Below are 21263 nucleotides of genomic sequence, written 5' to 3' on the forward strand. Positions count from 1 at the left end.
TATCCCCTGTGTGCCTTGGGGGTTGAGCAATTCCGCGATGCCCGCCTCGGGATACTCGGCGTCGATACCCGCCAGTGTCGCGATCACCATGGGACTCGCCGGGCCTTCACCGTTGAATCGGCTGAGCAGCGTCAGGTCCGACGGTATGCCGCCCAGGGCTGCTCCGACGATGGGGAGTTCGGGTGCATAGGACGGCTGCAACTGGGCCGCCCACCCAGAGATGGCCGCACCACCGGAATAGCCGGTCAGTCCCCAGGCAGTTGCCGCGGTGAGACCTCCGGGCTCGAATTGCCGGGCGGCCCGAATGCCGTCGAGCACGATGTGACCGCCGGAGAAGCCCGCCGAGAATGCCGACCTCGGTCCCTCGTGGTCCGGCACCGCGACCGCCCAGCCCCGGCGCAACAACGCCACGGGAACCGAGGTTTCGTTGGCTTGCAAACCGATTCCGGAGCCACGCTGCATAGTGCGTGAGGGCGCGCATTGCTCGGATACCGCGTCCTCGGCGAACTGGACCGAGACCGCAGGCCTCGGCTCCGGGCCCGGCCATGGCGTTGTGGGAACGAGAAGGGTGGTGACCCCAAGCATCGGCTGGTCGTGAGAGTCGTTGCTGCGGAAGGAGATCTGCCATATCCGGGTGTCTACCGGTAAGTCGGGAATGGCGAGTGCTACCGGCCTGGCTGCCACGATCGCGCCGGGTGTGAATGCCGACAGCGACGCGGGCGCCTGGTAGAACGAGTCCTGCTGGGTGGCAGTCGATTCGGATGTGTCTGGTTCCGCATGCACCGTTGGCGAGCCCGCGAGTGCGCAGATGGTCCCGACGATGAGCACCAGAAACCGCATGACACACCTTCTCTGGGAGAGGATTCAGTGCCAGCAAGGTAGTGCGAGACTCTCGCGCCTACGATTGCGCTTCCACTGACCGGGATTCACTTCTTCCTGGCGCGGTAGGCGGCGACAGCGTTGCGATTTCCACAGGCCGTGCTGCAGTAGCGGCGCGATCGATTGCGGGACAGGTCGAGAACCAGGCCCTCGCAGTCCTCGTCGGCGCAGCGGGATAGCCGACTCAGCTCGTCGGAGCGAACCAGATCGATCATTGCCATAGCGGTCTCGACGGCGATACGAACGGGGAGCGGAGCCTGCGCGGGCACCGCGTGGATGTGGTAGTCGACATCGCCGTGCCGGACCAATTGCGGCAGGGCTCGATGCTTCGACAGCGTCTCGTTGATCAGCCTTACCGTCGTATCGCGATCGCTGGTCAGCATGCGGCGTAGCGGCGCGCGTAAGGCGCGTACCGCCGCGAGCTCGGCGGCGTCGCCGGAGTGTTCGCCGGTGTAGACGTGCTTGACGAAAAACTCGTCGAGCTGGCCGATCTCGGTCAACGTATCCGGCTCCTCCGCCGAATTCACCAGCTCCACCGCAGCAACCAGCGCGGCCTCGGTGTCATGAGCAAAGGCCATGTTGACATATTACCCGATCGACCTTAGCGTCATTGGTCATGGTTGCGATGACTCATGACAACACTGCGCAGCGGCTGCGGACCGGACTGCTCTGCGCGGTGGTGTCCGCGTCCTCGTTCGGGCTATCGGGATCACTGGCTCGCGGCTTGATGAATGCGGGCTGGAGCTCCGCATCCGTGGTGGCGGTCCGCGTGCTGGTCGCCGCCGCGGTTCTGGTGCCGATCGCGTTGGTCCAATTGCGCGGTGACTGGGATCTGTTGCGCCGCAACGTATCTTTGATCACCGCGTACGGGCTGCTCGCCGTGGCGGGCACCCAGCTCGCCTACTTCAACGCCGTCGCCCATATGCAGGTCGGCGTGGCACTGCTCATCGAATACACCGCACCGGTCGCCGTGGTGGGTTGGCTGTGGCTGCGTCATAGCCAACGACCCAGCGCGGCAACGATTCTCGGCGCACTACTCGGAATGACCGGCCTGGTCCTCGTTATCGATCTGCGCTCCGGCCTGGCCGCAAGCGGCATCGGCATCGCCTGGGCACTCGCCGCCATGATCGGAGCCGCCGCCTACTTCCTGCTCTCCGCCCACGGCGACGGCACTCTGCCGGGCACCGTACTCGCCGCCGGAGGTCTCCTCCTCGGCGGCCTCGCCCTCCTTGCAGCGGGCGCGATCGGGATCGTCCCCCTCCGTGCCACCACCGATCCCGTTGTCTTCCAACACCTCACCGTCTCCTGGTGGCTCCCCGTCCTCGCACTCGGCACGATAACCGCCGCCCTCGCCTACGTCTCCGGCATCGCCGCCACCCGCCTCCTCGGCTCCCGCCTCGCCTCCTTCGTAGCCCTCTTCGAGGTCCTGGCCGCCCTGGCCTTCGCCTGGGTCCTCCTCGGCGAATCGCCCCGCCCGCTCCAACTCCTCGGCGGCACCCTGATCCTCATCGGAGTAATCACCGTCCGCCAAGGCGAAACCACCCCCGCCCCAAAGCCCCTCGCATCAAGCCGACAAATCCGCATGGAACGGTGACACGGCGCATCGGGTGGCCGCACAGGCTCGACCTGTGACCGGGACCACACCTGCCGCAACCGCCGAGGCCAACCCACGGGCGCGGCTTGACCTTCACGTATACGTCAATCCTTAGCGTCGCTCCCATGACTGTGATGACGCGAACCGCACGGGCTGTCCAGCTTTCCGCCCGACCGGACGGATTTCCGGAACTGTCCGACTTCCGATTGGTCGAGCAGCCGGTGTCCGATCCGGCGCCGGGGCAGGTGCTGGTGCGGAATCTGTACATGTCGATCGATCCCGGGATGCTCATGCAGATCGGCGCCTATCCGGGAATTCCCATGCCGCCGTTCGCTGTTGGCACCACGATGTTCGGCGACGCGATCGCGAACCGCGCTGCGCCACCGGATACGCGGCCGTCGGGCCGCCGCGAGTTGCCGAGTTGAACGAGCGCATCACTCGGTTGACGGAACTGCGGGACCGGCTGCTCGACCGCATGCCCTGGCTCGCAGCCGACGCCCCAACCGCTCAGCGCGACGAAATCCCGTCCACCGACCAGGAATACGGCGGGGGCCGCGATCGATTGTGACTGTGAAGGGGAAGTGTTCCGAATTCGCCCGCCGACGGGATCCGCGTGGCAGGATCGGGGTGCTACCGATGGGGATGGGATGACTGAAACTGATTCGACAGCAACGGTATTCACCACGATCGCAGACGCGCGGGCGGGGCTGAGACGCGGGGAAGTCAGTGCGGCCGAGCTGGTGGAAGGGGCGCTCGCGGCCGCGGATACGCACGACGAGACATTCGGGGTGTTCCTGGCTCGGTTCGAGGAGCGCGCGCGGACGCAGGCCGCCGAGGTGGATCGCAAGATCGCGGCGGGGGAGGCGCTCGCGCCACTGGATGGGATTCCCCTGGGCGTCAAAGATATTTTCGCGCACTCGGCCGGGCCGACCACGGCACAGAGTTCGGTGCTCGATCCGGCATGGGCGAAGTCGGTCGGGGACGCCGCGGTCGTGCGGCGGCTCGAGCTGGCCGGTGGCATCGTGGTCGGAAAGACCACCACGATGGAATTCGCCATCGGTGTCCCGGATCCGGAGAAGCCCTTTCCGATACCGCGGAATCCCTGGGACGCACAGCGATGGGCGGGCGGGTCCAGCTCTGGTTCGGCCAGTGGGCTTTTGACCGGGGCATTTCTGGGTGCGGTCGGCACCGATACGAGCGGCAGCCTGCGCATTCCGGCAGCCTTCTGCGGCATCACCGGTTTCAAGCCGACATTCGGCCGGGTGTCGAAATCCGGCGTAGTGCCACTGGCCTACACCCTCGACCATGCGGGTCCATTGGCTCGCACGGCCGCAGACTGCGCATTGCTACTGGAGGTATTGGCCGGCCACGATCCCGAAGATCCCTATAGTTCAACCGAACCTGTCGCCGACTACACGGCCGCGCTCACCGGTGACCTGCACGGAATCACCATCGGAGTGGACAATCTCGACCGCTTCGTCGGCGACGGACATGATCCGCGACAGCCACAACGATTCTCGGCCGCCATCGATGCCCTGCGCGCCGCCGGCGCGACCATAGTCCCGGTCGAGGTGCCGATGTACGTCGAGACAACGGCTACGACCTTGATCGTCTTGGCCGCCGAGTCGGCCGCATACCACCGACCGACCCTGCGCTCCCGATACGACGATTACGCCCGCGGCAGTCGCGTCGTCTTCGCCGCGGGCACCACGGTATCCGGCGCGGATTACATTCAGGCCCAAAGGGTTCGGCACGTCGCACAGCGAAAGATGGCAGAACTGTGCACCGAGGTCGACCTGGTGGTGACCCCGACCGGCCACCTCGGCGCGCCCCGCATCGACGCCATGGAGCAGCTGAACCCGGTGAGCGTCCTGGCCGGATTGCATACGCCGTACTGGAATTCGCTCGGCAACCCCACGATCGCGGTCCCGATCGGACTCACGGCCGACGGTGTCCCCCTGTCGATGTCGATCAGCGGCAAGCACTTCGACGAGGCAACGGTGCTGCGCGCCGGCGACGCCTTCCAGCGCCGAACCGATCACCACCGCCTGACACCCACGCTGAGCCGAAAGGTATTGCCATGAGTACTTGGCCCGCCTCTGCCGAGGAGAACGCGGCCATTGCCATGTTGGAGCAGCTCCTGCAGGGGATGGCAGGTCTGCTGCAATCGGTCGACGAGGCCCGATATATCGATCCCAGTGGCGGCTACGTGCCGTACCGGGGAAAACAGCCGAGCTGATTCGGCATTCAGTACGCCGCAGGGGTGGGGCGGCGAATTCGGCTCTACCTCCGCGGTTTTCGACGTAGGCGGCATGCGCGTCGATTGTTCTACCGTTTGGAGTTGGATTCGTGACCACCCAGCAGTCTTCCGTTCCGCACGGCTCGCCCTTCGATACCGATGGTGAACGTGCTTCGCTCTATACCTCGGAGTTCGCCGCCGACCCACATCGCGCATATCGGGAGATGCGCCGCAAGTACGGTTCGCTGGTGCCGGTGGATCTGGCTCCCGACACCCCCGCGACCCTGGTGGTCGGCTATCGCGCCGCGGTGCGAATTCTGCACGATCCCGAGCACTTCCCGCGCGATCCGCGCACCTGGCAGCAGAACGTCCCACCGGACTGTCCGGTCTTACCGATGATGGATTGGCGCCCAAGCGTTTTGCATAGCAACGGCGCGGTGCACGCCCGCTATCGGGAGGCTGTGAACGCGGCCATCGAGGCGGTCGACCTGCACGCACTGCACACCACGGTCGCCGAGATCGCCATCCCGCTGATCAATGCGTTCTGCGCGACCGGCTCGGCCGACTTGATCGGCCAGTACGCACTCCCACTCGCTTTCACCGCGATCAATGCCGTCCTCGGCTGTCCGCCCGAAATCGGCGGCCGCACCGCGCTCGGCCTGGCGGCGATGTTGGATACGGTCAACGCCGCCAAGGGAAATGAGCTCGTGCACGAGGCATTGACCGAGCTGATCGCACTCAAGAAGGCCGAACCCGGCGACGACATCACGACCCGACTACTACAACACCCGGTCGGCCTGGACGATCTCGAGGTGCTCGAACATGTGATGCTCCTCTACGGCGCGGGCATCGAACCGGCCCAGAATCTGATCGCCAACACCTTGCTGCTGATGCTCACCGACGATCGCGTCGCCGACAGTATCCTCGGCGGCAGCCTGTCCACCCGCGACGCACTGGACCGAGTGCTGTTCACCGACCCTCCGCTGGCGAATTACTGCATCACCTATCCGCGACAGCCGATCCTGATCGACGAAATGTGGCTGCCCCCACACCAACCCGTCCTCATCAGCATGGCGGCCTGCAATAACGACCCCGAAATCGTCGGCGAGCACACTGGCAATCGCTCACATCTGGCATGGAGCGCGGGCCCGCACGCCTGCACCGCCAAGTCCATGGCGTACTTGATAGCTCAGGACGCCATCGACCAATTACTCGACGCGATACCGGAACTCGGACTCGCCACCCCGGCGGCCGAGCTCACCTGGCGACCGGGCCCATTCCACCGCGCACTGACCGCCCTTCCCGTGACATTCCCCAAGTCACCGCCGTGGACCATCTGACAGCGCCTCGGCCGCAGCAGCCGCAATGGCACCCGCAACGCCACTGAGCGCAGGCGAGTCGACCTTCCACTGCTGCCAATAGAGCGGCACATCGATATACGAATCCCCATCGATGGGCACGAGGTCCCGACCACCCCGAGTCTGCAGATCCGGCAACATCCCCCACCCCAGCCCGATCCGAATCGCCTCCGCGAATCCGGCCGACGACGGCACATAATGCCGCGGCGGATCCACCGGCTGCCCACATCGTCGCCGCAGATGCCGATCCTGCAGATCATCTTTGCGATCGAAAAGTACAACGGGCGCAATGGAATACGCCTCGGCGGTCGGCCCATCCGCGAACCAGGTCCGCGCGAACCGCGGATTCGCCATGGGCCGATAACGCATGGCACCCAGCCGCTTTACCCGACACCCCTGTACTGCCGACGAGGTGGCGGTGATGGCCGCCATCACCGTCCCGTCGCGCAGCAATCGAGTCGTATGTTCCTCATCCTCGCGATGTATCTCGAAACACACACCGGCGGGCGCCTGCCGCAACGCGGGCATCACCCACGTTTCCAGCGAGTCGGCATTGACCGCGATCGGCACCCGGATCGGCCGACCCGCGGGCCGATCGACATCGCCGAGTTCGCGTGCGGCATCCCCGGCGAGCAACTCGATCTGTCGCGCCAAACGCAGCACCGCGAGCCCGGATTCGGTGGGCCGCACCGGTTTTGTGCGTTGCAGCAGTATGCGACCGGCGGCATCCTCGAGCGCTTTGATGCGTTGGCTGACCGCCGACGGCGTCACGCGCAGACTGCGGGCGGCCGCATCGAAGGTGCCCTCGGTGACCGCCGCGTTGAGCGCGCGGAGCTGATCGAGCTGCAGGTCCATTAAGAAATCGTAAAGGTACTTCAGAATCTTTAGCTGGTCTGGTCAGAGCTGCGGATCTAGCGTCGATGCATGTGACGGCATCATCGGCGGCCCTGGCGGCCATCTCGGGACTCGGCTTCGGACTCTCCTTGATCGTGGCGATCGGCGCGCAGAACGCTTTCGTCCTGCGACAAGGTCTGCGCGGTCAGCATGTGCTCGCGGTGGTCGCGGTCTGCACCGTGTCGGACATCGTGCTGATCGCCGCGGGAGTCGGCGGGTTGGGCGTCGTGGTCGAATCCGCACCCTTGCTGCTGACGGTGATCCGCTACGCCGGAGCCGCATTTCTACTCGGCTACGGCATTCTCGCCGCCCGCCGCGCCTTCGCGTCATCGAGCCTGACCGCCGAGTCCCCCGGCCCCGGCGTCGCACTCGGCGCGACCGTCCTCACCAGCCTGGCCCTGACCTGGCTCAACCCGCACGTCTACCTGGACACGGTGCTGCTGCTCGGCTCCTTCGCCAATACCTACACCAGTCCGGACCGCTGGTTTCTCGGCGCGGGCGCGATGGTCGCCAGCATCATCTGGTTCGCCTCGCTCGGCTACGGCGCCGGCAAACTCGGTCCGCTGTTCGCCCGCCCGATCGCCTGGCGCGTGCTCGATTCGGTGATCGCGGCCGTGATGTTCTGCCTTGCGCTGGGCCTTTTACTGACCGGCTAAGCCGGCATAACTGCAACGCCGGGGGATCGGCTCGCGATCAGTATCCGACTGGTTCGGCCGAAGCAGGGTGGGGGTCGCCGCCCCGGCGGGAGAGGTGGGCAGGCAGTGAATTATCCGTATGGCTACGGGGAGCAGCCTCGGCAAGATCCGGCGTCGTGGGGACAGCCGGTGGACTATCCGGCGCAGCACGGCTGGGCGCAGACGGGCTACCCGATGGGGTATCCCAGCGCGCCGGCGCCGGGCCCGCCGCCGAAATCGAAGACCGGTGTGATCGTCGCGACGGTGCTCGGGCTGGTCGCGGTACTCGCCGTGGTCGGCGTCGGCCTGGTCGTCATCACCGGGCGAGATAAGGGCCAACCACAGACGTCGGATGCCACCGCCACCGTCGTCCCGGCTACGAGCGCGCCGCGCACGAGCACCCCGCGAACGACCACGACAACGCCTCGCCCGGGCCGGCCGTCCTCGGGCAAGCTCACCTACAGCGACTTCGCCGGTAACTGGAATTTCAAATATGACAGCGTGGAACTGCACGCCGACTGGGTCGAGGGTCGCGACCACGCCAACTGCCGCGATTTCGAGGTGAACGGCAAGCTCAGTGGCCTGGGTTGCGAGTACGCCGCCGAAATGGTGTACCGGGCCGAGGGCGGCGGGCTGAAGATCACCCAATTCGTTATCGCCATGTCGAGTGAGGGCCAGGCCACCACCGCGCTCGGCAAATTCACCGACGAGGACCTGCACCTGCGACCGGGCACCTACATCGACAATTTCGTCACCGGCAAATGGCGCGACGGGACCGAGAAGGAGTTCGTCGTGGTCACGGTGGCCACCGCGAACGCTGCCGTTGCCGCGAACACGGTCAAGAAGTATCTGCAGTACCGGCACGCGGATACGCTCGGCGCGCTGGCCTTCCGATAGCCGGCACCGTGTCGATGAATCGGCCGCAAGCCTGTGGCAGGGTCGATGTCATGCGATTGCGAAGCTGGAAGACGACCGCCGCGATCTGCGCGTGGGGCATGTTGCTCGGCGGATGCGCGCACGACGCATCGGGTTCACCGGCGCGCACCACCGCGCCGCAGATCGGCGACGAACCGGCGCCATCCCCGCCGCGTTTCATCGCCGAAGACCGCGTCGTTGTGATCGACCCCGGACACAATGGCGGCAATGCCGCACAGTCCGGCGAGATCAACCGTCAGGTGCCGGACGGTCGCGGAAAAACCAAAGCGTGCAACACCACCGGCACGTCAGCCAACGACGGCTACACCGAGCACGAATTCACCTGGGACGTAGCAATCCGTGTCCGGGATGCCTTGGCTGCCCGCGGAATTCGCGTCGTGCTGACCCGCGACGACGATGCGGGCGTCGGCCCGTGCGTCGACGAACGCGCGGCCATCGGAAACCGCAGTGGCGCAGCGGCTGTCGTCTCGATCCACGCCGACGGCGCCGCCGCGGGCGCACACGGCTTCCACGTCGCGTACTCGTCGCCGCCACTGAACCCGGCGCAGAACGAGCCGTCGCAGCGACTGGCAACGACCTTGCGCGACACCATGATCGGGTCCGGCTTCGTGCCGTCGACCTATGTCGGCTCCGACGGCATGAACCCGCGCGCGGATCTGGCGGGTCTCAACCTGTCCGAACGTCCGGTCGCATTGGTCGAGTGTGGAAATATGCGCGATCCGGGTGACGCCGCGCTGATCGAATCGCCCGACGGTCGGGCGAGGTACGCGGACGCCATCGCCAATGCGATCGTCGCCTTCCTCGGCTAGTCGCCTCCATCGTGATCGGGATCACTATTTGTTAGCTATGCCTCCCTATCGCCATTGAGTTAACGGCGTTACGCTAACGCCGTTACCCAGGGGCAGTCGAACTAGGGGAGTCGCTCATGCTCGTACGGATCGCACATCTGGCCACCAGGCATCCGCGGACGATCCTGCTCGCCGCCGCACTATTGGCCGTGCTCTGCGGCGCATTCGGCGCCACAGTGATCTCGCATATGAAGACCGGCGGTTTCACCCCGGCCGATGCTGAATCGTCGCAGGCCGCCAAGTTGATCGCCGATAACTTCGGTGGCGCGGAACCCAACCTCATCCTGCTGGTTCGTGATGATGCCGGTGCGGACAGCCCGGCTGCCAAGGCCGCGGGCGCGAAGGTGGTCGATACCTTGCGCTCGCGCGGCGATGTGATCGGCATCCAGTCCTATTGGAACGCTCCGCAGTCGATGTCGTCGGTGTTGCGCAGCAAGGACGGTAAGAGCGCGCTGGTGTTCGGCTACATCACCGGCGAGGAGTCCGTGGCCCAAAAGGCCGCCGGTGCGATCGCCGAAGAGGTCACCGGCACCAGCGACGGCGTCAGCGTCTATCAGGGCGGCCTCAGCTCCATCTACCACGACTCGAACGAGCAGATCACCCACGATCTCGCGGTCGCCGAGGGCGTGGCCATCCCACTGTCGTTCATCGTGTTGATTCTGGTGTTCGGCAGCCTGGTCGCGGCCTTCCTGCCGCTGGCCGTCGGCATCTTCGCGATCTTGACCACTCTGGCGATCCTGCGCACCCTCACGGTCTTCACCGATGTGTCGATCTACGCGCTGAACTTGACCACGGCACTCGGTCTCGCCCTCGCGATCGACTACAGCCTGTTCATTGTCAGTCGCTACCGTGAGGAACTCGGCAATGGACTCGATGTCGAGGCGGCGGTGGTGCGCGCGGTGCAGACCGCGGGACGCACGGTGCTGTACTCCGCGCTGACCGTCGCGCTGTCGGTGGCCGCGCTGGGCGTCTTCAATCTGTACTTCCTGAAATCCTTTGCCTACGCGGGCGTTGCGGTGGTCGCCGCGGCCGCCGCGGCATCGATCCTGGTCCTGCCCGCGGTATTGATGATGCTCGGACACCGAGTCAATGCGATGGACCTGCGAAAGCCGTTGGGGCGTTTGCTCGGCCGGGACCTGCACGTCCAGCGCGCACCCGAGCAGACCTTCTGGTACCGCACAGTCCAGTGGGTGATGCGCCATGCCGCACCGGTTGCCATCGCGATCATCGTGCTGATGCTGGCGATCGGATCCCCGTTCCTCGGCGTGAAATTCGGCTATCCGGACGATCGAGTGCTCAATACGGGCGCCTCCACCACCAGCAGCACGGTCGGCGATGCACTGCGTTCGGACTTCCAATCCAATGCAGCGACCAGTGTCTCCGTGGTGCTCGACGACTACCACGGAAATCCGGCCGCCATCGGTGATTACGCCGCCGCGCTGTCGAAGGTGGAAGGCGTGTCCGGAGTGCTCTCGGGTCCTGGCCTGTATGCGGGCGGCCTGAAGGTGGCGGCGGGATCGCCGCAGATGACCAATGACACCGGTGCATTCCTCACTGTCGCAACGACAGTCGATCCCTTCACTTCCGCGGGTAAGACGCAACTGGACCGGCTTCGCGATGTCCCGAGCCCGGGACCGGCGCTCTTCGGTGGCAGTGCCGCGATCAACCGCGACTCCCTCGACGCACTGGGTGCGCGACTGCCACTGGCCGGAGGGCTGATCGTGCTCACCTCCTTCGTGGTGCTGTTCCTGTTCACCGGCAGCGTGCTGCTGCCGGTGAAAGCTCTTGCCCTCAACACGCTTTCGCTGACCGCCGCGTTCGGTGCGATGGTCTGGATCTTCCAGGACGGACACTTGTCCAGCGTTTTCGGCAATAACGCGACCGGATATCTGGTTCCGACCATGCCGATCCTGATGTTCTGTCTCGCCTTCGGAATGTCCATGGACTACGAGGTATTCCTGCTCTCGCGCATCCGCGAGGAGTGGCTGGCCTCGGGACGCACCGCCGCGGACAACACTCGCGCGGTGGCGCTGGGAGTCGCGCGCACCGGCCGGATCTTCACCGCGGCCGCACTATTGATGGCCATCGTGATGGCCGCCATGGTCACCTCGAAGGTATCGTTCATCCAGATGACGGGCCTGGGACTGACTTTGACAGTGCTCGCGGACGCAACGCTGATCCGCGGTCTGCTCGCGCCCGCACTCATGCGGCTGCTCGGCACCGCGAACTGGTGGGCGCCCGCGCCACTCGCCCGGCTGCACGCCAAGATCGGCTTGAGCGAGGGCGAATCCGTGTCGGGCGCAACCGAATCCGATAAACACCTATTAGCCGGACGAACGTGACTTTTACTCGCAGGAAGCGTTCGGCACGTGGCTCCGGTGCGGAGCTACGCGCCGAGATCCTCGACGCCACAAAGAAACTGCTGGCTGATGCCGGTCACGTCGACGCGGTTTCCATCCGGGAGATCGCCAAGATCGTCGGCGTCACCCCGCCGTCGATCTACCGCCATTTCGCGGATAAGGATCAGCTGATCGAGTCGGTGGTGGCCCAGGTATTCGAAGATCTGGACGCGGAAATGCTGGCCGCATCCGATCCGAACGATTCGCCGGTGGAGCGTCTGCGTCAGCAGGGGCATGCGTATGTCCGGTTCGCCAGGGAACATCCGGAGCAGTACCGCTTGGCCATGACGCCCGGTGAGACGGCAGGCGCGGTCGACCAGGTGCTGACCAGCAGTGCCTTCGCCCATCTCGCGGCGACCGTCACCGAGTGCATGAACCTCGGCGTGGTCACCCCGGGTGACCCGGTGCCGGTCGTCTTGGAACTGTGGTCGAGCGTGCACGGCATCGCCTCGCTGCTGATCGCCAAACCCTATCTGCCGTGGGGAGATGCGGAGGCGTTCACCGATCGCGTACTGCGCTCGATCTGCGTCGGGCGGGTCGTCATCGACAACGTGCTCGGCGAAGACATGTCCCCCGACGCCGTCGCCGCGTGGGCGGTGGCGAACCGGCGTCCGAGCTGACGCAGGCTTCGATCAGCGATCACTTCGGCAGGTTTGTCGCGGATATTCCGGACATGTCGCTCAGACAGCGGCCAGCGCATCGCGACCACATCGAGGATCGACTTGATGCGCGCGGAGTCCTCCGACAACGTGGGTGGTACAGGGGGGCTCAACAGATATTCGATATCGTTGAGCAATCGGGCCGAGTCCTCTTGGTCCATTTGAGCCGCCTCGCGGCTGATCTCGGCCAGCTGTGATTGATCCCCCATTCGATAGGCGACGATCCGAACTTTCGGTCCGATCTCCTCATCCCGGCCGAATTCCTCAGTCAGAGCAGATATTTCGGAGCGCGTGAGTTCACCCCTACGGCCCAGCGAATCGATCGCATACCTCCGCACCGCGCCATACTCGTCGGTATCGCGCACGCACTCGACCAGAGCAGCGGCCCCATGTCCTGGGTAGCTCCCCAATGCCTCGGCCACGGAAGCGCGCACCAACCACGACGGGTCGGCGCGCAGCAGGTCCACGAGGACGCCGACCGCGGGACTGTACCGAACGAGGCCGAGCGACTCCGCCGCTTCGTTGCGAACCATCTCGTCCGAGTCCGACAGCATCCGCAACAACACTGGCCCGACAACCGAATCCTGCGCCGCCCCCAGAAATCCGATCGCGCGCGCAGCTTCACTTCGAACGGCGACATCACCCGATTCGACGAGCGGCAAGATGTCGGCAATGGCACTACCGTCACCCAGCTTGATCAATTCGATCAACGCATCGACCTGCCGATCAGGATCACCCGACATCAGTGCCGAATTGAGCCGGGAACTTCCGCCGTCCACTTGTCCTCACATTCTTCGATCACCGTGTAAATACGCTGGCTGGAAACCATTGCGTTCTATCGTCCGCCGCCACCTCTGTTTTTCGCCCTTTGCCATTTCGGCGACGAAGGCGCCGGCAACGCTAACCGCGACATTGGTGCCGCGCTCAGCGCCGCGAAGGCGAGGGTGGCGGCTACCGTGCGCACCGCATGGGAGAGCTGCCAATGGTCGCGGACGGTTGCCCAGTCGTCGGGCGGCATGGTGACGATCCAGTCGCGCTGGTCGGCATTGATCGGCAGGTTGACGATGACCGTCAGGATCAGGACGCCCGCGAGCAGTGCGAACGCGATGATCGGGAGCCAGCGGGTCGGGCCGCGGTCGCGGAAACGGGCCGCGATGATGAGAGCCGTGGCGATCAGGGCCGGTAACAGGGTGACGGAGGCGAGGACGTCGAGCCATTCCAGTTCGATCTGCCTGACCTGGGTATAGACGGCTGCGGTTGCGTCTCGCATCGATAGTTCGAGGACGAGGACGGCGATCAGGAATCCGGCGAAGATACCGCTGAACACCTGGGCGGCGAAATGGGCGATTGTGCGCATGGTTCGCACTCAATTCCGAAAGGCGGCAGCGTTATCGGCAGCCCACTCGGCGAAAGTTCTTGTGCGGCCGAGGATTTTCTCGACCTGGTTGGTGAGAGGTGCGGGCTGGCCGACACCATCGGCGTAGCGGGTCAGCAGCGAGTCGACGAAAGCCTCCGGAAAGCCGCGTGCCACCATGCCTTGCCGCACCACGGCGGCGGGGACTTCCTCGTAGCGCAGCGGCCTACCGATGACTTCGCCGATTATCCGAACCATATCCGCATGGGTAAGTGATTGGGGTCCGGTCAGTTCCACTCGTTCGCCCAGCAGATCGTCGGTGAGGAAGGCATGCGCCGCGACGGCCGCGATATCGCCTTCGTGCAGCGGACTCTCGGCGAATTCGGCAAAGGGCCCGTGTACCACATCACCCGCTCGGATCTGGGCATTCCAGCCGCTCTGCAGCACATTGACCGCAAAGCTGCTGGCGCGCAGGCTCACCCACTGCAGACCGCTGTCGACCACCGCCTGCTCAGCCTCCCTGTTCCGGTCGCCGCGGAAGCGGGACGGCTGTGCGGCGAGCGGGTCGTCGATATTGATGGCCGAAAGGGCGACGAGCCGGCGCACGCCACACCTACCTGCCAGTTCCGCGAACTCGAAGGCAGCATCACCCGCGGCGCGCGGATGCAGGAATGCCGCGGACGCACCGTCGAGAGCATCGGCAAGGGTGTCCGGCCGGGCCGGATCTCCGGCCACCACCTCGACACCGGCGGGCAGCGCGGCACTTTCGGGAGATCTGGTGACGGCTCGTACCCGAAGCCCTTGTGCGACAAGTAGTTCGACGAGCGGACGGCCGACGGTGCCGGTGGCCCCGGTGACAACAATCATGACGTTCCCATCTATTCGAGAATCATATCGTATGAATCTCATATTAGATTACCTGGAGTGTCATGAGATATGACTTCCGTAACATCGGAGTGGCGGCAAGGGCTATTGCCGCTGCGGTCGGCGGCAGAAGCGTGCTCGACCTGCGGCCGGACGCCGATAGGCACCTCGGGGTCGGGTTCGACCACCCCAACGGTTTCGGTTGTGCAGTGTCAATGAGCTAAGCCCTAGGTTGGGTATTCGCGTCGGTGGATCGGGCACAAGATGGTGAACAACCCGACGGCGGGATTCGAGCCGCGCACGGGGTCCCCCCGCAAGCACGAAGCCCAGAGGAGCAGAAACATGGCTGCCGACCAACGACCGTTGGAATCGTTACCACAGCAAACACTGCCGGGGGCATGGATCCGGTTCGGGGCGTTGTTCATCGATTTTGTCGCCGCGACTGTCCTCCTGCTGCCCGTCGCCTTCGCGGTTGGAGCTACCGGACTGACCAATGGATTGAGCGAGCTCACCGCACGTCTTATCGTTGCGGCCCTGATGTTGCTCTACTTTGTGGGGTTCCAGGCTTGGGTGGGTTGGAGTCCCGGCATGCGGGTGCTGGGTCTGCGGGTACGGGGGGCCGGGAACGCGAGCAAACCGAGCTTCGCGGCGGCCCTGATCCGCAACTGCTACCTGCTAGTGCTCATCGCTACCCCCGACACGGATTTGTTCGCGCTGATTTCCTTCGCCGTAGTACTGACCATCGGATACACGATCTCGAAAAGTCCTAGGCGCCAGGGAATTCACGACCGATTGGCCGGAGGAACCCAGGTTGTCGCCTACCAGTGGTGATGCCGGCTGTGAAGGCATCCCACCGCCTGAGCAGTTCTCGCGTTTGCGTTCTCATCCAGTGCTGTACTCGAGTGAACCAGAGCGATCACGCGACACCGCAACGGGATTCGATTACTACGTGAGTGCGTTTCCTCGAGGCTCGGGCCGCTTCTCGGATACCGACTGGCGCGCGCCCAGCGGTATCGATCAGGAGAACGTCTTGTGTGGCACTCCCACGGTCAGACCGCCATCGATGACGAATTCGGCGCCCGTCGAATAGGACGACTCGTCGCTGGCCAGATAGGTCACCAGTGCCGACACCTCGGACGGATCAGCGGCGCGTCCCAGCGGGATCTGCAGGAAATCCTCCGGAATACCCTCGGTCATGGGGGTGCGGATCAGGCCTGGATGGATCGAATTCACCCGAATTCCGTACTGCGCCAACTCGAGTGCGGTCGATTTGGTGAGTCCGCGGACCGCGAATTTGGTGGCGGTGTACCCGTGCAGGCCGGGGCTGCCGCGCATGCCCTCGACCGAGGAAATATTGATGACCGAACCGCCGCCCGCCTCGATCATCGCCGGTGTGGCGGCCTGCATGCCGAGGAAGGTGCCGGTCAGATTGATATCGATGATCTTCTGCCACTCGGACAATTCGAAGTCGACGAGCAGGTTGCCATTGACGATCCCGGCATTGTTCACCAGGACATTCAGCGCACCGAAGCGCTGTACGGCCTCGGCTACCGCATCCTGCCACTGCTGCTTTTCGCGCACGTCGAGGTGGACGTACGCGGCATTGTCGCCGATTTCCTTGGCCAGGGCCGCGCCCTCCTCGTCGAGGATGTCACCCAGCACCACCCGTGCGTCCTCGGCCACCAGTGCGCGCGCGTGCGCGGCGCCCATGCCCCGCGCACCGCCGCTGATCAGTGCCACCTTGCCGGTCAACCGCCCCATCGCGGCCTCCTCTCGATCCCGTCGACTTACTGAAACACGTTACAGATAATTGCCGGTCGAATCTCGCCTCGGTATCGACCAGTGGAACTCCCGCCTGCATCGCCGAATACATCGTCCGCGCTCTCGCCTGAACCGGGTCCTATGGCATCATCGATGTAGAACGCGTTCTAATATTGCCGCGCGAGGAGGCCGACGATGACGAATCCGAATCCCGCGGTGGTGGCCATGCGGCGGTTCTCCCGGCGTTCGGGGGTGCCCGATATCGCGGAGGTGCCCGGCGGACGGCTTGTCGAGCTGCCGGGGCGTGGGCGCACCTACGTCGTCGATATTCCGGGCCCCGAGGGCGCACCGACCCTGATCTTGCTGCACGCCACCGCCTGCACGGGCTACCTGACCTGGTTTCCGGCGCTCGACGCGCTGGCCGAGCGTTATCGGGTGATCGTCTTCGATCAGCGCTGGCACGGCCGCGGTATCCGCTCGGAGCGGTTCTCGGTACAGGACTGTGCCGACGACGTGGTCGCCGTGGCGGACGCGCTCGGCATCGAGCGGGCGATCCTGGCCGGATACTCCCTCGGCGGTGTCGTGGCATTGCTTGCCGCACACCGGCATTCGGATCGGGTGAGTGGTCTGGTGCTGTGCGCGACGCCGTATCGGTTCCAGGAGAAGTTGCGCGAGCGCGCATTTCATCTGACCTTCGGCGCATTGGCCGGAGCCATCGGCCCCTATTCGTACCGCCGTGCCGCAGAGTACGTGGATCGGTTACCCGAACTACCGGAGCACACCTGGGCCCCGGGAAAGCTGAATCGCTGGGCGCTCACCGAATTCCGCAGCAACAGTGGTTGGGCCATGGCGCAGGTCATCGCCGAGGTCGGCCGATTCGATGCGACCGCTTGGCTTTCCACGCTGAGGATGCCGACCGCTGTGGTGATCACGACGCGGGACCGTGCGATTCCGGTCTATCGGCAATTGGAGATGGCGACCATGATTCCCGGTGCGAGCATTCATCTGGTCAAGGCCGGTCACGCATCCTGCGTGCTCGAGGCCGACCGCTTCGTGCCGGTACTGCTGGAGGCCTGCGCCGCCGTTGCCGCAAAGCAGTAAGAGACTTCGAATCCGGCCCTGTCCGGCGGCGATGGCGAACAGGGCAGCGGTGGACATTAGCCCAGATCGCGTGCCGCGGTCAGCAATTCATCGACAACGCCGGGGACCGCATCGGCGATCGCCTGTAGGTCGGGCACCAGTTCCCGGCAGGCGATGAATCCGAAGTCCAGATCACCGTTGTTGGACAGCACGGTCACAGTCAGTCCCGCGCCGTGGAACACCGGCCCGAACGGATACATGGCCTCGACCTGAAGGCCGAGGAAATACAACGGCATCGGCGGGCCCGGCACATTCGATACCACCAGGTTGTGCACCACCGGATGCAGCTCGGCCAGCTTCAGCGACGAGTAGACGCGCGCGGTCAACTGAAAGGTGTTCGGCGGAGCGTACTTCGACCAGTCCATCAAGAAATCCGCGCCGACGAATTCATGTTCCTGCTTGGCCTCACGGTTGGCCTCGGCCACCTGCCGCAGTCGCTCCACCGGATCGGCGATATCGGTGCCGAGCTGGGAGAACAGCGAGGAGACCTTATTGATGCCCGCCGTGTGCCGGGAAGCGTCGTGCACCGACACCGGCACCGAGGCGATCAGGGATTTGTCGGGCAGCTCGTCGTGCTTCTCCAGGTAGGTGCGCAGCACGCCCGCCACGATGGTCAGGACGACATCGTTGACCTTCACATCGAAGGCGGTCTTGATCTCCCTGATCGCGCCGAGCTCGGTCTCGGCGCAGGCCACCACACGGTCCGGGCTGATCGCGCCGTTGAACGGGGTTCGTGGTGCGGTCAACGGTAAAGCCATGCCCCCCTCGTTGTTTCGGCGCCGCTGCGCAAAACCGGCAACCATGCCAAGAGTTTTCGGCACCATGCCGACCAAGCCGAGCTTGTTCGGCAGGTTGAGCACGGCCTCGGCCGCCAGCTTCAAATCGCTCGGCTGGGCTTCGGGCTTCCACTCCTCGGCCGGTTCGGGCTCGCTGAGCCCGGGTTCCAGGTCGCACAGATGCATCATCATGTTGGCGCCGGTGATGCCGTCGACGGCGGCGTGGTGGTACTTGCAGATCACCGCCAATTTGCCGTCCGCCAGGTGCTCCACCACACTCATCTCCCACAGTGGACGGCTGCGATCCATCGGCACGCTGGCGATCTCGCCGACCAGGTCCGCGAGTTCCCGGCGTTCCAGCGGGCGCGGCGTTTCGATGCGTCGGATGTGGTGGTCCAGATCGAAATCCGGGTCTTCCACCCAGACCGGATGGTCGAGATTGAACGGCACCTCGTGGATCCGCCGCCGCATCTGCGGGATCAGCGGCAGTCTGCGGCCGAGTTCTGCTTTGAATTTTTCGAAGGTGTAGTGCGTGCCCCCTGCGGTGGGATCCAGGATCAGCAGTGCACACACATGCAGGTGCTGGGTCCCGGTCTCGAGGTACAGGAAGCTGGCATCCAATCCGGTTAAGCGCTCCATAGCCAAAGCCTACTAGAACGTGTTCTAGTTTACTGCTGGATCGCGGGGATCTCGGTCACAGTGGACCACTCTATTGTCAAGCGGGCTTTTCCTGCTGTATTCGCGCTGGCCAGACATGTATGTAACCGAGGGTTTCATATATGTGTATGATCATTGCTACGGCCATGAAGGAAGGTACGCACTGCCGCGGTCTTTCGGGCTGAGGCGCGGCGGATGAGATCGAGGAGTATCGATGAAGCTACTTCGTAGGGTGCAGCGGCGGGTGGACGTCGATCCCGGTGAGGTCGCCCTCAACGCGCGCAATGTGCGGTTCGACTGGGCGGATACTCCCTTGCACTGGATGCCCGCGGAACCCATCGCCTCGCATCTCATCAATGCGCTGAACCTGTTGCTGCCCGAGGGGGAGCGGATGTTCTGCGCCGCGTATTCCGAGGCGCTGCCCTACGTCAAGGACGAGAAACTGCGCGAGGCCATGCTCGGCTTCATCGGTCAGGAATCCATGCACGCCGAGACACATGACAAGGTGCTGCACGAGGTGCTCGCAGCGAACGGCATCGATCCGGAACCCTATGTGCGGCAGGCGGAATACCTGTTCCGCAAGTCGCTCGGGCCCAAGGATGTCGACGGCGTGGCGCAGCGGCAGGTCATGGTGGAGCGACTGGCATTCATCGCCTGCCTGGAGCATTTCTTCGCCTACCTCGGCGATTGGGTGCTCAATGCCGATCTGGAAAAGTTCGGCGCCGACCCGCGAGTGGCCGACCTGTTCCGCTGGCACGGAGCCGAGGAGGTCGAACACCGGCACGTCGCCCATGATGTGGCCGTCTACTTCGGCGCCGGCTACGTGCGCCGGGCGGCGATCATGATGATCGTCTTCCCGATCTTCATCACGCTGGTGGTACGTGGCACCAAATTCATGGTGCACCAGGATCCCGCGCTGCCCGACCTCGGCTATCGACGGCTGATCACACGGGTCTTCGGCTCGATGTGGCGCGGCGCGCTGCCCGGTGTGCCCTCGCTGCTGTGGAGTGCGCTGACGACGTTCAAGCCCGGCTACAACCCGGAATCCGTCGGTTCGACCGCGCAGGCGGTGGCGTATCTGGCCAAATCGCCCGCGGCCCAGGCGGTTGCTTCTTGAACTGGCGACCGATGCCGCAGCAGCGGCCGGCCGATCTGTTCGGTAAGCGGGAGCAGGATCGGGCGGTGCGGGTGCTCGACGCGGTCGCCTCGGCGCGGCTGCGGTGGACCACGATCATCAACCGCCGGGATCTGTCACCGCGCGCCGATGATCACCGGCTTTCGCTGGTGGTGACCGGTCGACGCATCGAGGCGCACGATCAGGATGTGGTGAGCCTGCGGCTGGAATCGCCGGACGCGCGTGAACTTCCGCCGTGGCGACCGGGCGCGCATCTCGATCTGGAGTTGCCTTCGGGTCGGTTGCGGCAGTACTCGCTGTGCGGTGATCCGGCCGATACCCGGGCGTATCGGATTGCGGTGCGCCGCATTCCCGATGGCGGCGGCGGTTCGGTGGAGGTGCACGACGAGCTGCCGGTCGGATCGCGCATTGTGGTTCGTGGTCCGCGCAATGCGTTCCCGTTCGCGGTACCCGGTCGCGGATCGCCGGCCACCCGTTTGCATTTCATCGCGGGCGGGATCGGGATCACGCCGATTCTGCCGATGGCGCGGTTGGCGATGCGGCTCGGGATCGACTGGTCGATGGTGTACACCGGGCGCAATCGCGACACGATTCCGTTTCTCGACGAGATCGCCGGATTCGGGGATCGGGTCACCGTGCGCACCGATGACGAACACGGATTACCCGACGCCGCAACGCTACTCGCTGGGGTCACCTCTGATACCGCGGTGTACTGCTGCGGCCCGGTCCCGATGACGACCGCCGTCGCGGATGCGGTGCGCGAAATGCCCGGCGTCGAACTGCATTCCGAGCGATTTTCGCCACCGCCGATCGTCGACGGTGTCGCATTCGAGATCGAATTCGCCTCCACCGGTGAGGTCGTGGAGGTGCCTGCGGATGAGTCGGCGCTGGAGACGATTCTCCGGAGTCGCCCGGATCGGCCGTATTCGTGTCGCCAGGGCTTCTGCCGGACCTGCAAAGTGCGGGTGCTCTCCGGTGAACCGGAGCATCGCGAGAGCGTGCTCACCGCCGCCGATCACGAAGCGGGGGAGATGCTCGTCTGCGTCTCGCGTTCGCGGGGTGGGCGATTGGTTTTGGACCTGTGAGTAGGAACCTC

22 protein-coding genes and 1 pseudogene are annotated in these 21263 nt (G+C 64.9%); 15 read left to right on the forward strand and 8 right to left on the reverse strand.

Annotated elements, in window-relative coordinates; translation table 11 throughout:
* Both ON44_RS39670 and ON44_RS39675 read right to left on the reverse strand, forming a co-directional pair.
* The coding region (locus ON44_RS39670) for a lipase family protein (RefSeq protein ID WP_040699970.1) at positions 1-840 on the reverse strand (840 nt) is incomplete at its 3' end.
* An 86-nt stretch (positions 841-926) separates the two neighbouring features.
* Positions 927-1457 (reverse strand): CGNR zinc finger domain-containing protein, encoded by a 531-nt coding sequence (locus tag ON44_RS39675; RefSeq protein WP_040699971.1) that lies wholly within the window; start codon positions 1455-1457, stop codon positions 927-929.
* Between the two features lie 38 nt (positions 1458-1495).
* Between ON44_RS39675 and ON44_RS39680 the strand changes: the two genes are divergently transcribed.
* The 6 genes from ON44_RS39680 to ON44_RS39695 all read left to right on the forward strand — a co-directional run bounded on the left by ON44_RS39680 (position 1496) and on the right by ON44_RS39695 (position 6052).
* Positions 1496-2473, forward strand: coding sequence for an EamA family transporter (locus ON44_RS39680; protein WP_040699973.1), 978 nt, complete (start codon positions 1496-1498; stop codon positions 2471-2473).
* A 125-nt stretch (positions 2474-2598) separates the two neighbouring features.
* Entirely contained in the window at positions 2599-2898 is a 300-nt protein-coding gene (locus ON44_RS39685; protein ID WP_040699975.1) for an MDR/zinc-dependent alcohol dehydrogenase-like family protein, read from the forward strand.
* Positions 2895-3041 (forward strand): hypothetical protein, encoded by a 147-nt coding sequence (locus ON44_RS51765; RefSeq protein WP_174415247.1) that lies wholly within the window; start codon positions 2895-2897, stop codon positions 3039-3041. The genes ON44_RS39685 and ON44_RS51765 overlap by 4 nt, the downstream gene beginning before the upstream one ends.
* 79 nt (positions 3042-3120) lie before the next feature.
* On the forward strand, positions 3121-4557 hold the full coding sequence (locus ON44_RS39690; RefSeq protein ID WP_051183065.1) for an amidase: 1437 nt from the start codon (positions 3121-3123) through the stop codon (positions 4555-4557).
* Positions 4554-4712 carry a hypothetical protein gene (locus ON44_RS51065; RefSeq protein WP_157187549.1) on the forward strand — a complete coding sequence of 53 codons (159 nt, stop codon included), beginning with the start codon at positions 4554-4556 and terminating at the stop codon, positions 4710-4712. The genes ON44_RS39690 and ON44_RS51065 overlap by 4 nt, the downstream gene beginning before the upstream one ends.
* A gap of 110 nt (positions 4713-4822) precedes the next feature.
* The gene (locus ON44_RS39695; RefSeq protein WP_040699976.1) at positions 4823-6052 is read left to right on the forward strand and encodes a cytochrome P450; all 1230 of its coding nucleotides are present in this window, start codon (positions 4823-4825) and stop codon (positions 6050-6052) included.
* Here the strand turns inward: ON44_RS39695 and ON44_RS39700 are convergent.
* On the reverse strand, positions 6032-6925 hold the full coding sequence (locus ON44_RS39700; protein ID WP_040699977.1) for a LysR family transcriptional regulator ArgP: 894 nt from the start codon (positions 6923-6925) through the stop codon (positions 6032-6034). The genes ON44_RS39695 and ON44_RS39700 overlap by 21 nt on opposite strands.
* Positions 6926-6990: 65 nt before the next feature.
* Between ON44_RS39700 and ON44_RS39705 the strand changes: the two genes are divergently transcribed.
* The 5 genes from ON44_RS39705 to ON44_RS53145 all read left to right on the forward strand — a co-directional run bounded on the left by ON44_RS39705 (position 6991) and on the right by ON44_RS53145 (position 12441).
* Positions 6991-7620: a LysE/ArgO family amino acid transporter gene (locus ON44_RS39705; protein WP_040699978.1), complete on the forward strand. Its 630-nt coding sequence runs from the start codon at positions 6991-6993 to the stop codon at positions 7618-7620.
* Between the two features lie 105 nt (positions 7621-7725).
* The gene (locus ON44_RS39710; protein ID WP_157187550.1) at positions 7726-8535 is read left to right on the forward strand and encodes a hypothetical protein; all 810 of its coding nucleotides are present in this window, start codon (positions 7726-7728) and stop codon (positions 8533-8535) included.
* A 50-nt stretch (positions 8536-8585) separates the two neighbouring features.
* Positions 8586-9383 carry an N-acetylmuramoyl-L-alanine amidase gene (locus ON44_RS39715; protein WP_040699981.1) on the forward strand — a complete coding sequence of 266 codons (798 nt, stop codon included), beginning with the start codon at positions 8586-8588 and terminating at the stop codon, positions 9381-9383.
* Positions 9384-9499: 116 nt separating this feature from the next.
* Positions 9500-11764, forward strand: coding sequence for an MMPL family transporter (locus tag ON44_RS39720; protein WP_040699982.1), 2265 nt, complete (start codon positions 9500-9502; stop codon positions 11762-11764).
* Entirely contained in the window at positions 11761-12441 is a 681-nt protein-coding gene (locus ON44_RS53145) for a TetR/AcrR family transcriptional regulator (RefSeq protein WP_085998713.1), read from the forward strand. Before ON44_RS39720 ends, ON44_RS53145 begins: the two co-directional genes overlap by 4 nt.
* Positions 12442-12737: 296 nt before the next feature.
* Here ON44_RS53145 and ON44_RS54290 read toward each other — a convergent pair.
* The 3 genes and pseudogenes from ON44_RS54290 to ON44_RS39745 form a co-directional block, all read right to left on the reverse strand.
* Positions 12738-13223, reverse strand: a pseudogene (locus tag ON44_RS54290) (HEAT repeat domain-containing protein); the annotation flags it as partial.
* Positions 13224-13315: 92 nt separating this feature from the next.
* On the reverse strand, positions 13316-13837 hold the full coding sequence (locus ON44_RS39740) for an anthrone oxygenase family protein (protein WP_040699987.1): 522 nt from the start codon (positions 13835-13837) through the stop codon (positions 13316-13318).
* 9 nt (positions 13838-13846) lie between these two features.
* Positions 13847-14701 carry an SDR family oxidoreductase gene (locus ON44_RS39745; protein WP_040699988.1) on the reverse strand — a complete coding sequence of 285 codons (855 nt, stop codon included), beginning with the start codon at positions 14699-14701 and terminating at the stop codon, positions 13847-13849.
* Positions 14702-15040: 339 nt separating this feature from the next.
* Here ON44_RS39745 and ON44_RS47495 point away from each other — a divergent pair, with 339 nt between their 5' ends.
* Positions 15041-15529 carry an RDD family protein gene (locus ON44_RS47495; protein WP_157187551.1) on the forward strand — a complete coding sequence of 163 codons (489 nt, stop codon included), beginning with the start codon at positions 15041-15043 and terminating at the stop codon, positions 15527-15529.
* 186 nt (positions 15530-15715) lie between these two features.
* Here the strand turns inward: ON44_RS47495 and ON44_RS39755 are convergent, their stop codons facing one another.
* Positions 15716-16459 carry a glucose 1-dehydrogenase gene (locus tag ON44_RS39755; protein ID WP_040699990.1) on the reverse strand — a complete coding sequence of 248 codons (744 nt, stop codon included), beginning with the start codon at positions 16457-16459 and terminating at the stop codon, positions 15716-15718.
* Positions 16460-16654: 195 nt separating this feature from the next.
* Between ON44_RS39755 and ON44_RS39760 the strand changes: the two genes are divergently transcribed.
* Positions 16655-17560 (forward strand): alpha/beta fold hydrolase, encoded by a 906-nt coding sequence (locus ON44_RS39760; RefSeq protein ID WP_085998714.1) that lies wholly within the window; start codon positions 16655-16657, stop codon positions 17558-17560.
* 56 nt (positions 17561-17616) lie between these two features.
* Here ON44_RS39760 and ON44_RS39765 read toward each other — a convergent pair whose 3' ends face one another.
* The gene (locus ON44_RS39765; protein WP_040699991.1) at positions 17617-19014 is read right to left on the reverse strand and encodes a WS/DGAT/MGAT family O-acyltransferase; all 1398 of its coding nucleotides are present in this window, start codon (positions 19012-19014) and stop codon (positions 17617-17619) included.
* A 232-nt stretch (positions 19015-19246) separates the two neighbouring features.
* Between ON44_RS39765 and ON44_RS39770 the strand changes: the two genes are divergently transcribed.
* Both ON44_RS39770 and ON44_RS39775 read left to right on the forward strand, forming a co-directional pair.
* On the forward strand, positions 19247-20149 hold the full coding sequence (locus ON44_RS39770; RefSeq protein WP_040699992.1) for a metal-dependent hydrolase: 903 nt from the start codon (positions 19247-19249) through the stop codon (positions 20147-20149).
* Positions 20150-20160: 11 nt separating this feature from the next.
* Positions 20161-21252 (forward strand): PDR/VanB family oxidoreductase, encoded by a 1092-nt coding sequence (locus ON44_RS39775; RefSeq protein WP_040700029.1) that lies wholly within the window; start codon positions 20161-20163, stop codon positions 21250-21252.
* Positions 21253-21263: the final 11 nt, after the last annotated feature.

Source organism: Nocardia vinacea NBRC 16497, from assembly GCF_000308835.1.
GTDB lineage: Bacteria > Actinomycetota > Actinomycetes > Mycobacteriales > Mycobacteriaceae > Nocardia > Nocardia vinacea.

Bases quoted from the DNA above. Each gene is read 5' to 3' on its own strand.
- ON44_RS39760 (WP_085998714.1), top strand. From the start codon at position 16,655: ATGACGAATCCGAATCCCGCGGTGGTGGCCATGCGGCGGTTCTCCCGG.
- ON44_RS39675 (WP_040699971.1), bottom strand. From the start codon at position 1,457: ATGGCCTTTGCTCATGACACCGAGGCCGCGCTGGTTGCTGCGGTGGAG.
- ON44_RS39775 (WP_040700029.1), top strand. From the start codon at position 20,161: ATGCCGCAGCAGCGGCCGGCCGATCTGTTCGGTAAGCGGGAGCAGGAT.
- ON44_RS39685 (WP_040699975.1), top strand. From the start codon at position 2,599: ATGACTGTGATGACGCGAACCGCACGGGCTGTCCAGCTTTCCGCCCGA.
- ON44_RS39720 (WP_040699982.1), top strand. From the start codon at position 9,500: ATGCTCGTACGGATCGCACATCTGGCCACCAGGCATCCGCGGACGATC.
- ON44_RS39705 (WP_040699978.1), top strand. From the start codon at position 6,991: ATGCATGTGACGGCATCATCGGCGGCCCTGGCGGCCATCTCGGGACTC.
- ON44_RS39690 (WP_051183065.1), top strand. From the start codon at position 3,121: ATGACTGAAACTGATTCGACAGCAACGGTATTCACCACGATCGCAGAC.
- ON44_RS39770 (WP_040699992.1), top strand. From the start codon at position 19,247: ATGAAGCTACTTCGTAGGGTGCAGCGGCGGGTGGACGTCGATCCCGGT.
- ON44_RS51065 (WP_157187549.1), top strand. From the start codon at position 4,554: ATGAGTACTTGGCCCGCCTCTGCCGAGGAGAACGCGGCCATTGCCATG.
- ON44_RS39700 (WP_040699977.1), bottom strand. From the start codon at position 6,925: ATGGACCTGCAGCTCGATCAGCTCCGCGCGCTCAACGCGGCGGTCACC.
- ON44_RS39715 (WP_040699981.1), top strand. From the start codon at position 8,586: ATGCGATTGCGAAGCTGGAAGACGACCGCCGCGATCTGCGCGTGGGGC.
- ON44_RS39740 (WP_040699987.1), bottom strand. From the start codon at position 13,837: ATGCGCACAATCGCCCATTTCGCCGCCCAGGTGTTCAGCGGTATCTTC.
- ON44_RS39755 (WP_040699990.1), bottom strand. From the start codon at position 16,459: ATGGGGCGGTTGACCGGCAAGGTGGCACTGATCAGCGGCGGTGCGCGG.
- ON44_RS47495 (WP_157187551.1), top strand. From the start codon at position 15,041: ATGGCTGCCGACCAACGACCGTTGGAATCGTTACCACAGCAAACACTG.
- ON44_RS39745 (WP_040699988.1), bottom strand. From the start codon at position 14,701: ATGATTGTTGTCACCGGGGCCACCGGCACCGTCGGCCGTCCGCTCGTC.
- ON44_RS39680 (WP_040699973.1), top strand. From the start codon at position 1,496: ATGGTTGCGATGACTCATGACAACACTGCGCAGCGGCTGCGGACCGGA.
- ON44_RS39765 (WP_040699991.1), bottom strand. From the start codon at position 19,014: ATGGAGCGCTTAACCGGATTGGATGCCAGCTTCCTGTACCTCGAGACC.